At 59.6% G+C, this 14,700-nt stretch carries 8 protein-coding genes; 5 read left to right on the top strand and 3 right to left on the bottom strand.

Annotated features, from left to right (window positions below; genetic code table 11):
• Positions 1 to 37 precede the first annotated feature (37 nt).
• Together IPK17_RS15810 and IPK17_RS15815 are read left to right on the top strand one after the other, a co-directional pair.
• Positions 38 to 3,481 (top strand): PAS domain S-box protein, encoded by a 3,444-nt coding sequence (locus tag IPK17_RS15810; protein WP_343418657.1) that lies wholly within the window; start codon positions 38 to 40, stop codon positions 3,479 to 3,481.
• The gene (locus IPK17_RS15815) at positions 3,459 to 4,598 is read left to right on the top strand and encodes a hybrid sensor histidine kinase/response regulator (protein ID WP_343418658.1); all 1,140 of its coding nucleotides are present in this window, start codon (positions 3,459 to 3,461) and stop codon (positions 4,596 to 4,598) included. The genes IPK17_RS15810 and IPK17_RS15815 overlap by 23 nt, the downstream gene beginning before the upstream one ends.
• 56 nt (positions 4,599 to 4,654) lie before the next feature.
• Here the strand turns inward: IPK17_RS15815 and IPK17_RS15820 are convergent, their stop codons facing one another.
• Positions 4,655 to 7,858 (bottom strand): GAF domain-containing protein, encoded by a 3,204-nt coding sequence (locus tag IPK17_RS15820; protein WP_343418659.1) that lies wholly within the window; start codon positions 7,856 to 7,858, stop codon positions 4,655 to 4,657.
• A 231-nt stretch (positions 7,859 to 8,089) separates the two neighbouring features.
• Entirely contained in the window at positions 8,090 to 9,754 is a 1,665-nt protein-coding gene (locus IPK17_RS15825) for a NapC/NirT family cytochrome c (RefSeq protein WP_343418660.1), read from the bottom strand.
• 196 nt (positions 9,755 to 9,950) lie between these two features.
• Between IPK17_RS15825 and IPK17_RS15830 the strand changes: the two genes are divergently transcribed.
• The 3 genes from IPK17_RS15830 to IPK17_RS15840 are packed head-to-tail and all read left to right on the top strand — an operon-like array spanning position 9,951 to position 13,969.
• A complete protein-coding gene (locus tag IPK17_RS15830) occupies positions 9,951 to 11,780 on the top strand; it encodes a cytochrome c3 family protein (protein WP_343418661.1) in 1,830 nt (609 codons plus the stop codon).
• On the top strand, positions 11,777 to 12,967 hold the full coding sequence (locus IPK17_RS15835) for a cytochrome c3 family protein (protein WP_343418662.1): 1,191 nt from the start codon (positions 11,777 to 11,779) through the stop codon (positions 12,965 to 12,967). The genes IPK17_RS15830 and IPK17_RS15835 overlap by 4 nt, the downstream gene beginning before the upstream one ends.
• Before the next feature lie 3 nt (positions 12,968 to 12,970).
• Entirely contained in the window at positions 12,971 to 13,969 is a 999-nt protein-coding gene (locus IPK17_RS15840; protein ID WP_343418663.1) for a c-type cytochrome, read from the top strand.
• 152 nt (positions 13,970 to 14,121) lie between these two features.
• On the opposite strand, the gene IPK17_RS15845 is transcribed toward IPK17_RS15840, so the two are convergent.
• Positions 14,122 to 14,634 (bottom strand): ClbS/DfsB family four-helix bundle protein, encoded by a 513-nt coding sequence (locus IPK17_RS15845; protein ID WP_343418664.1) that lies wholly within the window; start codon positions 14,632 to 14,634, stop codon positions 14,122 to 14,124.
• Between the last annotated feature and the right edge of the window lie 66 nt (positions 14,635 to 14,700).

Here is a 14,700-nt window from a genome sequence, read left to right on the forward strand (position 1 = left end):
GCTGGCATAGGCGCTTGCCCCTGTAAAGAAAACGACTATGATGCAACCGTCCAATTCTGGCGCCGATCCGCTCAATTCGCCTGCGATCGATCAGCAGTCGGTTGAAGGTGCCCTCCGCGCCAGTGAAGAACGCTATCGAAGCCTCGTCAACAGTCTCGACTCCGCCGTCGCGCTGTTCGATGCGCGCGGTTATGCGCTGTTCGCCAACGACTACGCAGCGCACGCCCTGCGGCGCACGCCCGAGACGATGGTCGGTCGCCATATGACCGAATTGTTTTCGCCGGAAACCGCCGAGTGGCAGTTGGCCGCCCTCCAGCAGGTGATGCAGACCGGACAGGGGCAGGTCTTCGAAGGCCCGACCACAGTCGGCAGTGAAACCCGCTGGTATCGCACGAGTGTGCAGCCCGTGCGCGATGCGCAGAACGCCGTCACCGGGGCGTTGATCAACGCGCTCGACATCACCCAGTCGAAACTCACCGAACACGCGCTGCGCGCCAGCGAAGCGCAGTTCCGCGGCCTGCTGGAAACCGCGCCGGAAGCAGTGATTATCTGTGATATCAGCGGCAATATTCGCTTGAGCAATGCCAAGGCGCAGGCGATCTTCGGCTACAGCGCGGCGGAACTGATGGGGCAGAATATTGATCTGCTCGTGCCCGAAGAATCCCGTCCTGTCCACGTCGAACTCGTGGCTGATTATGTGCGTCAACCCCGGAATCGGCACCTGAACTCGGGTTTTCAAACGAAAGCGCGCCGCCGGGATGGGACGTATTTTCCCGTGGAAATCGGCTTGGGGTATTCCCAATACGCTGATGAACTGGTCATCATGTGTTTTGTGGTCGATGTGACCAGCCGCCAGCAGGCCGAAGCGACACTGAAGTATCAGGCCAGCCTGCTGCAGCGCGTCTCCGATGCGATCATCACGGTCGATGCGGATAAGCGGGTCACGTCATGGAACAAAGCCGCGGCCTATGTATACGGCTGGAGCGAAGCCGAAGCGCTCGGTCAGATTCTGCCCGAACTGCTGCAGGCGGACTTCCAAAAGCAAACCCTGCCCGAAGTGTGGGCGCTCATTCAATCCGGCGCGATCTGGCGCGGGGAAATCGTCGAACGTACCAAAGACGGTCAGATTCGCTGGATTCTCTCCTCGGTCACGAACCTCTATGATGGAGATCAATCGGCGGGCGCCGTGATCGTGAACCGCGATATCACCGAGCGCAAACGGCGTGAGATTTTGCAGAAACGCATGACGCAGATTCTCGAAAGAGTCGCCATCTCACTGCCGCTGTCCGATACGCTCGACCAATTGGCGCGCGCCATTGAAGAATATGAGCCGGAGGTGCGCGCGTCGGTGCTGCTGCTCGACCCAACGGGCGAGCGCCTCTTGCTCGGCGCGGCTCCGAGCCTCCCCGAGGCCTACAATACGGCGATTCAAGGTATTCGTATCGGTCCGCAGGTGGGGTCGTGCGGGACAGCGGCGTACGAGAAACGCCTCGTGCTGGTCGAAGATATCGAGACCGATCCGCTGTGGACAGACTACAAAGTGCTTGCCTTGGCGCACGGGCTGCGCGCCTGCTGGTCACAGCCGATCATGGCGGATGAACACACCGTCCTCGGCACGTTTGCGCTCTACTATGGGCAGCCGCGTTTACCGGGAGAGGCCGAACTCGAACTCATCGATTTGGCGGCGCATATCGCGGGCATCGCCATGCGCCGCGTGCAGATCGAAGCGGAAAAGCAGCGGGTGCAGGCCGCCCTGCAAGGCTCGTATGACCTGCTCGAACTGCGGGTTGGCGAACGCACGGCCGAACTGGAAAGCGCCAAGAATCAAATTGAGCAGCAGTACGAAGAAGCGCGTGTGATGCAGACCTATCTGCGCGCGCTCCATGAGGCGAGTATCGTGCTGGCGCGCACCGAGTCGCTGGATGCGTTCTACCAGACGGCAGTCCAGCTTGGGCGTGACTCATTTGGTTTCGATCGGATGGGGATGGTCTTGTCCGATCCTGAACATCAGCAGATCGTCGGTACCTATGGCTGTGATATGGATGGCAAACTCATCAATGAGTATGATGTGCGACTGCCCTTCGATTCATTGCCTGAAATCTATCAAACGACGATGGAACGCGGCGTACGCTTCGCCGTGAATGAGAGCGCTCCGCTCTACGACCGACCGAAGTTTGTCGCGGTCGGCAGTCAGGCAGTCGCGGCCCTGTGGGATGACGACTTGCTGGGTTGGGTATCGGTTGATAACGCGATTCAGCACCGACCGTTCAGCAAGGCGCAGTTGGAAGCGCTCTCGCTGTACGCCATGACCATTGGTTCGCTGCTGGCACGCAAAATAGCTGAAGAGAAAGCGATCTCCCTGTCGCAGCGCTTGGACATGGCGACACAGGCGGGTGAGATTGGCATTATGGAATGGGATTTGCAGAAGCGCGTAACCATGTGGGACGAGCGGATGTGTATCATTCACGGCATCCCCAAAGCTGACGAACCCTTTCCTGAAGAGTGGATCAATAACTTCATTCACCCGGATGACCGCGCAGGTGCCGAAGAACGGGCGAAACGCGCCTGGCAGGAAAACCCCCATAGTGATGCATTCCGCATTGTGCGTCCCGACGGCGAAATTCGGCATTTGAATCTGCACAGCGTTACGCTGTTTGGCGACAATGGCCTGCCGACCAAAATCATCGGCGCGGCGTGGGACATCACCGAGCACAAACACAGTGAAGAGGCGCTGCGGCAGGCACTGGCCGCGGAGCAGGAACTGGGCGAACTGAAATCACGCTTTGTGTCGATGGCGTCACACGAATTCCGCACGCCGCTGGCTGCGATCATGGCGCTGGCCGAATCGCTGTCGATCTATCGCCACAAGATGGACGACGCGCAGATCGAACGGCGGTTGGAGAAGATTCGCCAGCAGGTCGACCACATGATCGCCATCATGGATGATGTGCTCCAATTGGCGCGGCTGCAGACTGGGCGCATGGAGTTCGTACCGGCGCCGGGTGATCTGGATGCGCTGTGCCGCGACGTGATTGAAGAACTGGATATCCAATCGTCGAATCGCGGGCGCATCGTCTACACCGCGCCTGAGCTGGCGCCGGCGCTGAGTTTCGATGTGCGCCTGATGCGGCAGGTGATTCACAATCTGCTCGCCAACGCGCTCAAATACTCTCCGGCGGATAAAATCGTTAAGCTTAAACTGTCTCAGGACAATGTTAATATTTACTTACAGGTGATCGATGAGGGCATCGGCATTCCCCCCGACGATCAGAAGTACTTGTTTGAACCCTTCCATCGGGGGCGCAATGTCGGGACGATTCCGGGAACTGGTTTGGGCTTGAGCATCACGAAGCAATTTGTCGAGCTGCATGGTGGAACCATCAATGTTGCATCAGAGGTTGACGCTGGCACAACCTTCATCGTCACCATGCCCATCGACCCATTTGAGGACAGCGCAGATGGCAAAGATACTGGTTGTTGAAGATGAGGACGCGATCCGCGACGAGGTTACGGATTGGCTGGGCTTTGAAGGATACGACGTGCACAGCGCGCCCAATGGGCGGTTGGCGCTGGAAGCGATTCGTCGTGACCCGCCGGATTTGATCGTCTCTGACATCGCCATGCCCGAAATGAATGGCTATGACCTGCTGCTCACGGTGCGGCTCGAAACGTCGCTGGCGCAGACGCCGTTCATCTTCCTGACGGCGGCGGTCGACCGCGAAGCCGTCCGCAAAGGGATGAACCTCGGCGCGGATGATTACATCACCAAGCCATTCACCAATCTCGAACTGCTCAATTCGGTGCGCACGCAATTGATCAAGCGCGGCGTGCAGCAGGAACAGCAGATGGAGCAGCTCACCATGTTGAGCAACGCTCTCAGCGAGGAGCGCGAACGACGGTTGCTCAAGTCCCGGCTGATCGCCATGATCTCGCACGATTTCCGCAATCCACTGGCGGCGATTCTCTCCTCCGCCGACCTCATCAAGAACTATGAAGATCGTATGACGCCCGCGCGGCGGCATCAGTATCTGGACCGCATCAACGGCTCGGTGCATCTGCTGCTGCAAATGCTGGACGACCTGATGATGGTCGCCGGCATGGAAAGCGGGCATCTGGAATTCAACCCGGAGCAGGTCGACGTTTTACGCTTTATCGACGGGATCGTCGACGAATTCCGGTTGATCGATCAGGGTGGGCATGAGATCGTCTTCGAAGAGCAGGTTGACGTGACGATTGAGGCCGATAGCAAACTGCTGCGCCAGCTCATCGTCAATCTGATCTCCAACGCGATTAAGTATGCGCCGACCGACACGACGATTCGCATTTGCCTCGCCGAGCAACCGACGTACATTGAGCTGCTGGTCGAAGATCAGGGCATTGGCATTCCGCCGGAAGACCTGCCCAATCTGTTTGAGCCATTCCACCGGGCGGATAACGCCAAGGGTTTCAAGGGGATGGGCTTGGGGCTGACGATTGTCAAGCAGTCGGTGGATTTGCACGGCGGCACGGTCTCCGTCGAGAGTCAGGTTGGCTATGGGACGCGCTTCGTCGTGCTGCTGCCCAAACAGCATGGTTCTACGCTGGAAATCGGCTTCTAGCGCCCTCCCTAATCCGGAATGACGCCCAACGGATGCCCTGACCCGGCATCCGTTTTTTATGTCAAATTCAGGGTCGTCACGGGCAGCGTGATGGTGAACGTCGTGCCGTGCCCTTCCTGCGAGTCGACGGTGATCGACCCCCCGTGGAGTTCGATGGCCTGTTTGGTGATGCTCAACCCCAGCCCTGTCCCCGAAATGCTGCCGACATTCGACGCGCGGTGAAAGGGCTCAAACAGGTAGGGGAAGTCTTTCGCCGGAATGCCGATCCCTTGGTCGCGGATGAGCAGCGTGACCCCTGTGCCGTCCTTGGATAATTGCACATGGACCGGCAGCGGATTCTCTGAGTATTTGAGCGCGTTCCCGATCAGATTGGTGATCGATTGGCGCATGAGACTGACATCCAGACGCAGCAGGATAGGCGCGTCCGGCGCAGCATAGATCACCCGATTGTTCGTCGCTGGCCGGTTGTTAAATTCCTCGACGAGTTCGGCACACAGCGCTGGTAAGTTGGCTTGGGTCGGCTGGAAGGCCAGCCGGCCCGACTGCATGTGCCCGAGCTGAAGCCCCTTCTCCATGATCCCCGCCATGTGACTGACTTGCCGCCGAATGTTGTCCAGACGGTTAGAAATATCGTCATCCTTCATGCGGTCACGGTAAAGTGTGAGCGTTTCCGTCGACGCGAGGATGGCGGCGAGGGGCGTGCGGAACTCGTGGGAGGCCATTGCGACAAAGCGTGATTTCAGAATGTTCGCCTGCTTCTCGGCTTCCAGCGCGAGACGCAAAGCTTGTTCGGCGCGCTGCCGGTCGCTGATGTCGTGGAAGCTGCATACGAAGCCGTCGTCGGTGATGTTTTGCAGGCCGATTTCGGCATTGACCACGCTGTGTTCCGCTTTAATCAACCGAATTTCGAAGCGGTGGCCGCTGCTTTCGGCGATCGCGTGCTTGACGAACTCGCTGAAGCGGCGGTGGTCGTCCACGTGCAGGATATCGAACATGGAGATCGGTTTGGTCTCATAAGCGGCAAGATTGACCAGCTTGCGGAAGGCCGCATTCGTCTCTACCAGCCGGAAATCCGCGTCGAGGAAGGCGATCCCTTCCAGACTATAGTGGAGGATGGCCTGGATGCGCTCGTTTTCCGCGCGCAGCTGTGCGGTACGTTCTGCGACTTTGTTTTCCAGATCGGCGGTGTGCTGGGCAATCACCTCGGCCAACTGCATCTGCTGGAGGGCGATGGCGAGTTGGCTGCCGACTTCTCCTGCGATCTCCGTATATTCGGGCGTGAAGAAGTTTGCGGAACTGGCCAGCAGATTGAGCAGTCCGAGCGGTTCCCCCTGCGCGACCAACAACACATGCAGAATTGAAACCATGCCTTCTTTAACGGCGTGTGCATAGAAGCCATAGGGCGCGGCGATTTGCCGGAGATCACCAACGTTCTTGACGCCGGTCGGGCTGAAACTGGCGATCCAGTCAGGGGCGGGCATGGGGGTGCGTTGGCCCGATTGCAGTTCGGATTCGGTCGCGGTATTGAGCATATAGAGTACGGCTTCGTTGGTCTGTTTGTCAAAGAGAACCACGCCAGCGCGTTCGCAGGGAATCAACCGTCGCATTTCGCTGAGCGTGCCGTTGACAATCGACGGGAGCGAATCAGCCCGGAGCAGCGCCCGGTCGATAGCGTGCAGCACTTCGAGGCGTTGTGTATGGCGCTTGAGGGCTTGGTCAAGCCGCATCTGCCGGATGGCGATGGCAATCTGCCCACCAACTTCGGCGGCGATCTGCTCGTGTTCGAGTGTAAAGAAGTCGGGCGTGGAAGCGATTAGGTTGAGAAGCCCGATGGTTTGTCCCTGCACCTTGAGCAAGATGTGCAAAATCGAGCGGAGACCCTCTTTGATGCCGATTTCATATAACGGATAAGGAGCGGGAACCAAGCGCATATCGCCAACATTCTTGACGCCGCGATCATCGAATTGCGCCAACCATGCTGGTGAGGGTTGTGCGGTGCGAACTCCTTCATACACTTCTGAGGCGGTTGAGTTGCTAGTTTGGTATACGCGCGCGTCGCCGGTCTGCTCATCATACAAAACTACGCCAATGCGTTCGCATGGAACGAGGCGGTTTAGATTCTCTATGCCGTTGGCGATCACATCATAAATATCCTGAGCACGAAGCAACGCATGATCAATCGTGTGCAGCACTTCGAGCCGCTGCGCATAGCGCCGGAGCGAACTTTCGGCCTGCTCACGCTTGGACTCCTGTTCCGCAAACTCCATTGCATATTCGAGATCGCCCGCCATCTCGTCGAGGAGGCGGAGTTCCTCCGTGTCAAAGAAGTTCGTTTCAGACGCTGACAGACTGAAAAGCGCGCGCACCGTGCCATTCACTTTGAGCGGATAGAACACCAGTGAGCCGATGTTATGCGCCAGCAGGACATTTTGGGCGCTGGCAGCCACTGCCAGATCCTCGCTTGTGCGTGTGTTGTTGATGATCACCCGCTGGCCCGTGAACAACGCCTGCAGCGCTGGGCGGCGGCGCTGGGGTTCTTCAGCGCTGATGCTCATGTCGAATTTATCAAATTCCGTATCGGACAAACCAGCCCACGCGATGGGGAGCATGCGCGTTTGATCTGCCGAAATTTCGGCGATCCACGCGGTATAAAATCCGCCTGCCTCCACGGCTATTTTGCATATCGTGCGCAGCAGGGTCGGTAAATCATGGCGCAGGCGGACAATCGCCTGATTGGTGTCGCTCAAGACTGACAACGTGCGGTACAGCTTGCGCCTCTGCGCTTCAGCATTTTTGCGTTCGGTGATGTCCTGCGAGAGGATGAACACGCCTTCGGGAACCGGTTGGACGCGAAAGGCATACCACGTCGACGGGCCATCCGGGTAGGAAAATTCGGTTTCGTAGTCGTTTGCTTTGCGTTCAACCAAGCCCTGGCGTAAATACGAATAGGCTTCGGTCTGCTCGAAACCGGGAAACGATTCTAATAGGGAGCGCCCGACCATTTGCTCGCGCGTGAGCCGACTGTAGCGCAGGCCGATCTCGTTGATGTAGAGACAGCGCCAGTCGAACCCGATGATCATGCAGCTTTCGAGCAGGTGATCAAAGGCCCGGTAGGCGTGTGCGACCCCAGCGGTCGAGAGAGCAGAAGGTTGGGCAGCTGCAAACTGTGTTTCGAGCTGGGTTACACGGTCTAGGGCGGCCTGAAGTTCATGACGGGCAGCGTCAAGCTGGGCTTGGAGCTGGGGAATATCGTCTACCATCGGGATTAAACTTTACTAAATGCAGGAATTTTAAGTGCCTGCGAGGTTCAATGTGTTTATATCTTACATGATAATGCTGGCAAAATCATTAAGCTCGGTTGTTATTAATAGGCGGGGTGTGTCAGAGGCAGAAATGCCTTGTCATTCAGCTGTTCCTTGCCGTAGACATTGTGTCAAAAACAAAACGGACGAGGGGTTACCTCGTCCGTTTGAGACTCGGGGTCGGGCGGGTTACTGTGGCGCGCCGTTGGCGATCCACTGCGTGAGCAGTTCCAATTGGTGGTCGGTGACCTGCGCGAAGTGCCCATCCGCCAGCACCTGCAGGATCAGGCTGTCGTCTGGCGCGCCGGGGATGATCACCGGGCCGCTGCTGCTGCCGGCGAGGGCGCTCTCATAGTCGGTCAGGCGTAGTTCTTTGGTGGGCACGGCCCCGTGACACGCGCTGCACAACTGCGTGAACAGCGGCTGCAGTACGGCGTAAGTCGGCTCACCTGTGAAGTCTTCGAGGAGCGGCGGCGCTTCGACCTGATAAATGCCGAGGATCATCGAGAGGCCGGGCGCGTTCAAGCCTGCGTATTCCCACTGCCCGCCGTGGCACGCGCTGTTCGAGCAGAAGCTGGAGTCGTCCACGCCGCCGGGGTTCGAGGTCGTATGGCAGTTGGCGCAGGTCGCGTCGAATTCGGTGCGGTGCTGGGCCAGCCACGTCGACGTGAGGTGCGATTCCGGTTCGATTCCGGTCGTGAGCGGGATCATCGGTTCGATGTCGCCGGGGCGCACAACTTCGGGGATCGAGTGGCACAGGTTGCATTCGAGCCGAATGACTTCGCCCTGTTCGCTGATGTGCTGACCGTCGTGGCAGCGGAAGCAGCCTGCCGAGTCGAGGTGGCCGACATTGTTCGGGTGCGTGTCGTACGAGAGTTCCTGTTCCGGGTAGTTGCTCTCGCTGTACATCACGTTAAGTGCAGCAATCGCATCCTGCACGAGGGGCGCGCCCGTCTCATAGAACTCCGGGTAGTTGTCGCGGTAGTACTGGTCGAGCGTGGAGAAGGCGAACTGCGCGTCTTCCGTCGAGAAGTATTCATCGGAGAGCAGGTCTTCGGCCAGCGTGCGAATGAACGGGATGTCGGTCGAGATGTCCCCGGCTTGCAGCGCCGCATTGATCGCGCGGGAGGGCGTTTGCAGCAGATGCGCGACGCGGTTATGGCAGGTCGTGCACTCGATCTCGTGCATTTCGTACTGGTCGAGGTTGCTGGTATCCACGGGCGAGTTGATGTCCTGATATTCGATGACCTCGCCGTCCGCCGTTTCGACGCGCACGTAGGGGATTTCCTGCTGTTCCGGGTCGAGCGCGATGTAGCTGATCGGGTTTTCGACGTGCCAGTGAATGCCGCGCCCCAAACCCTGACGTTCACTGCCGCCGCCCGTGTGCATCAGCAGGTAGGTGTCATAGGAATCGTTCGTGCGGTTCTCTTCGTAGTTGTGGATCACGCGCAGGCTGTCATCCGAGAACTTTTCGGGCGTATGGCAGACTTCGCAGGTTTCGTTGGCCGGGCGCATTTCTGCCGAGCGGATCGGGTATTCGTAGTTTTCGAGCACCGTGTCGACGATCAGCCGCATGTGGCCGACCTTGCGCGTGAGCTGAATGAGGATGAGGTCGCGCCCGATATGACAGTCGACGCATAGAATACGCGAGTGTGGCGATTCCAGGTAGGTTTGATATTCGGGCGGCATCGTGTGACAGACGGTCCCGCAGAATTCGGTCGAATTACTGTATTCCCACGCGGGCGGCGCGGCCAGCAAGCCCACCACCCCCCCGAGGATCAGGAGAATGGGCAGGAAGACATGCATGGAGATTCGACTGCCGTCCCGATACAGTATTCGCTTGAACCATGACATGGACGAATCCCCTTCGATTTGGTGCGCGAAAATCAGATTGCGTAGCCGACTGTAGACTCTATCCACTACATTAACCGATTCACGCGCGCGAAAGATCATCCCCACGAATGATTAATAATCCATCTTGGGGATGATTGCGCTCGGCGGTGCTTATTTTAGAGTGAAGGTGGACACGTGACTCCAAAGGCAGCACACCATGCGTCGTGCGATTATTCTGGTACTGATCATCCTAGGGACTAGCTGTATTGGCCTCGGGCTGTGGCTGACGACGGCCACGCCGGTTGCCGCACAGGAAGGCGAACTGGACGACGCTGAATACGTCAGTTCGGACACCTGCAGCGATTGTCACCGCAATCTCGTGCGCTCGCTCTCCGAGCAGCCGCACGGGCTCGCTTTACAAGACTCTGAACGCGATAAAGATTTGATCCTCGCGGACTTCGATCAAGGCGCAGACCTGCGCATGGTTCAGTTCCCCGGTGAAGATGCGCCGCGCCCCTTTGACGAAGACGACATTGTGTACGTCATCGGCGCGGGCAAGTATGTGCAGCGCTACCTCTACGAAGTGGATCGCCGCGTGTATGCCGTGCTGCCCGCCGAATGGGATGTGGCCGCGGGCGTGTGGCGGCCGTATCTGCTGGCGGAAACGTGGCCCGACCCGGCTTACGACTTCACGACGAACTGCGCGGGCTGTCACGTCACGGGCTTAGATGTCGAGCGCGGACGTTGGGAAGATGACGGCGTCATGTGCGAAGCGTGTCACGGCCCCGGCAGCGTGCATGCCGAAGTCGCCGACGACGCGGGCGGCCGTCCCAACGATGAAGAACTCGTGGAAATTCATAACGCGATTGTCGTCAGCCCCGATGCGCAGGTGTGCGGACAGTGTCACGCTCTCGGCAATCAGCCGTTTCCAGTCGATTATCGCCCCGGCGGCGTGCTCGTGCATGAGGACGGTTACGCGCTGGTCAGCGAAGAGGATACCTCCGCGTTCTATGGGACGGGGCATGCTCGCCTGAGCAACATGCAGTACAACGAGTGGATCGCTTCTGGTCACGCGACCGCTTTCGAGACGATGAGCGCCAGCCCGAACGCGCAGGCCGAGTGCCTGACCTGTCACAGCGGCGACTACCTGTTTACCGAGCGCATTCGCGGCATTTACGACGACGGCGACCTCTCCGGTCCCGTGCCCGACTCGCTCACGCTGGAGACGGCGAGCATGGGCATCACCTGCACGGTGTGTCACAGCCCGCATACCGCCGAAGACGAAGAATTCAACCTGACGAGCGCGCCCTACGAGATGTGCACGAGCTGTCACCGCAATACGGAATTGGTGAACCCGCTGCATCATCCGGTGGTTGAGATGTTCGAAGGGCAGGCGATCATTGATGGCGTGGTAGGTGTCCCCTCCGCGCACTTCAGCGAGGAAGACGGCCCGCGCTGCGTCACCTGCCACATGACCTCGGTCGAGGCAGGCGGCTTTGCGCTGGCGAACCACACGTGGAAGCCGATCATTCCCGGTGAGGACGACGCGCCGCCGGATAGCTGCTCCGGCTGCCATACCGATCTCAACAGCGCCGACTTGCAGTCGCTGGTTGACGATACGCAGGCCGATGTGCGCAGTCGTCTGTCGATTGCGTTTGCGCGCGTGGCCAGCATCGCCGCGCCCGCCGCGGGCAGCGACGCCGAAGCATTGTATCAGCGGGCGGTCGCCGCGCTGACCTTCGTGCAGGGCGATGGCAGTATGGGCGTGCATAACTACGCCTACGCCGATGCGCTGCTCGATCAGGTGTCGGTCATGCTGACGGAACTGAGCGTCCCCGGCGCCACCCTCGAACCGACCGAAGCGCCCGCGCCCACCGCGACGCCCTCCATTGACCGCGCCGCCGCGGTGGCCGTCGAACGCAGTGTAACGAGCGGTTTCCGCCCGATGACGGTCATTCTCATCGGCTTGGTCGCTTTCATCTTACTCGCCGGAACGTTCGTTTTCGTCCGTCAAGCCCGGCGTCAATCACAGGAGACGCTGCGATGACGATCAAGATCAAAGTTTTGCTCATCCTCGGCTTCTGGTTGATCGCCGGTGGGCTGGGACTGCTGCGCTTCGGCGCGCAGATCGCGGTCGCACAAGAGGCGACGCCCGAAGTGACCGAAGTGCCCGTCCTGATTGAGGCAACTGCCGAAGCCGCGACGGAAATCAGCGCGGAAGCGACGGCGGAAGCGCCCGTCGACGAAGCGTCGGATGCTTACTGTCTGTTGTGCCACAGCAAACCGGATCAGGTGTGGACGCTGCCGAGCGGCGAAACGCTCTCGGTGACCATCGACCCGGCGGTGCTGCATGCGTCGGTGCACGGCGCCTCCAGTGCGGAAGGGGCGTTAGGTTGCAATGACTGTCACCCGAGTTTCCGCTATCCGCACGAGCCGAGTACCATCCGCACGGTGCGTGATTTCCAGTTAGAGCGCTACGCAGTGTGCCGCAACTGTCACGAAGACCAGTACACCCGCGCGCAGGACAGCGTGCACGGCGAATATATCCGCGCGAACCGCGTCGAAGCGGCGGTGTGCGTCGACTGCCACGGCGGTCACGATGTGCAGCCGCCCAACGAGCCGCGCCAGCGCATTTCGCTGACCTGTGGGCGCTGCCACGGTGTGATCTTTGAAGAGTACAGCCAGAGCGTGCATGGTCAGGCGCTGCTGGGCGAAGATAACCCGGATGTGCCCACCTGCATCGACTGTCACGGCGTGCACGATATCGCCAACCCGACGACGGCGTTGTTCCGCACGCGCTCGCCGGAACTGTGCGCGCAGTGTCACGCCGACGCGTCGATCATGGATCAGTATGACATCAGCACGGAAGTCTTCGACAGCTACCTGACCGATTTCCACGGCTCGACGGTCGCGCTGTTCGAGCAGGAGACCGAAGGGGCGGTCACCAACAAAGCGGTGTGCTACGACTGCCACGGTGTCCACAGCATCCAGCCGATCGGCGATGGCACGGCGATCCGCGAAACGCTGGTCACGACCTGCCGCACCTGTCACCCGGATGCCAGCGCCGACTTCTCGAATGCGTGGCTCGGCCACTATCCGGCGACGCCGGAGCATCAGCCCGCGCTGTATACGGCGGGCATCGCCTACGATGTCGCACTGCCCATCGCCGCGATCATCCCGCTGCTGCTGCTCGTCACCGAAGTTTTCCGCCGCCTGCGCTCAAGGGGGAAGTAGACGATGTCCGTCGAGACTAAACTGTCATCATCCCCGGTACTGCCCCGGCTGGAAACGCTGGTGTTCGTCGTTGGGCTGATTGGGCTGATCGTGACTGGCTTGCCGCAGAAATTCGCGGGCGAACTGTGGTCACACTATGCGTTCGTCCTGATGGGTGGCATTGAAAGTACGCGCATTCTGCACCGCTTCTTCGCGCTGCTGCTCATCGCCGCGGCGCTCTATCACATCGCCGCGTTTCTGTACCGCCGCTTCGTGTTGAGCGCCCAGCGCGCCGATGTCGGCGGCAATGCGCTGAGTGCGGCAGTCCGGCAAATGGGGCGCAACTTTGGCGGCGGCGCGGCGGATTATCGCTTCGCTCTGCGCCTCGAATACTGGGTGCTCCTCATCAGTGCCGCGCTGATGATTGTGACCGGTTTGGTGTTGTGGAAGCCGGTCGCCGTGACGGGCGTGCTGCCTGCTGAGACCATTCCGCTGTTTCGCAGCCTGCACAGCGATCACGCGCTGCTGCTGGTCGTGTTTCTGGTGTTGTGGCGCATCGGCATTGTGCTGCTGTGGCGTCCCGGTCGTATCCCCGCGCCGACACCGACTGCCAGCGCTGACCAGATTGCCAGCCGCCGCCGGGTGTTTCTCCCGGTCGCGCTGATGCTGATCGGCGTGCTAGTCGTGGCGCTGTACAGTTTCCTCACCTCGGCGCAGACGGCGATCAGCACGACGATCCCACGTGAAGCGGTGATCTACGCGCCCCAGGCCATGCCCGAAAGCGGCGATCCTGATGTTGGAGCGGCGCTGTGGAGCACGCTGCGCTGCGCGTTCTGTCACGGTGCCGAAGCGCAGGGTGGGGCGGACGGTCAGCCGATGCTGCGCGGCACGGACATCACGCTGATCGATTTCTACGAGCAGGTGCGCAGCGGTCGCGGCGAAATGCCCGCCTTCAGCGCGGAAGACCTGCCGGACGCCTATGTGCTGCATCTCTATACGTGGCTAACGCAGCCCGGCGAATAGCCGAAATTTACACAGCTATTGACGGGACGAGGCTTGGCCTCGTCCCTTTTTGATTCCATTGGGGTAGCAATAGAAGCGGTTCGGAGAAGCCCTTCGGTAGGGGCGCACGGCCGTGCGCCCCTACCCAAATGCTCCAAATGTGCAAGCGGTTTTTACGCCGGCTCGACAATCGCCTTAATCCAGGTCAGGTGGTCGTGGTAATGGCGGAAGGTTTCCCACGGAAGCCACTGCAGCAGGGGACGTTCGTCGGTTGCCGCGGGTTGGTAATGACGGTACGGTAACAGGAGATCGGCTTCGGTCATGGTCTCAAGCTGCTTGACCAGTCGCTCGTGATTGCTGCGCAGCATACGGATGACCTCAGCGAGTTCCGTGTCGTGGTAGCGCTGTTGAATTACCGCATTGATCGGATCATCATCCTGTTCCCAAACCTCCGGGGGAATGCTCATCGCCTCACGCTTTGATTTGGCCTGAACGAGCGCGAGGGCAGCTTTTTCCCATTCGGCAATGTGACTAACATGGTCTTTTGCCGTCCAGCCGACCGCATCCGTCGGTTGGGTGAGCTGCTGCTCAGTTAGCGATCCAAGGTAGCTGTCAAGTTCGTTCCAGCTAAGTTCTAGCTGACGCAGAAATCCGTCACGAGTCAGGGAATTGGCGGAATCAGTCATCACACGCTCCTTCCGAGCCTAAGTCCAGCTCTTAAGTTTAGTACAAATGTGCGATCAGGGGGTGGA

This window comes from Candidatus Flexifilum breve (assembly GCF_016713355.1).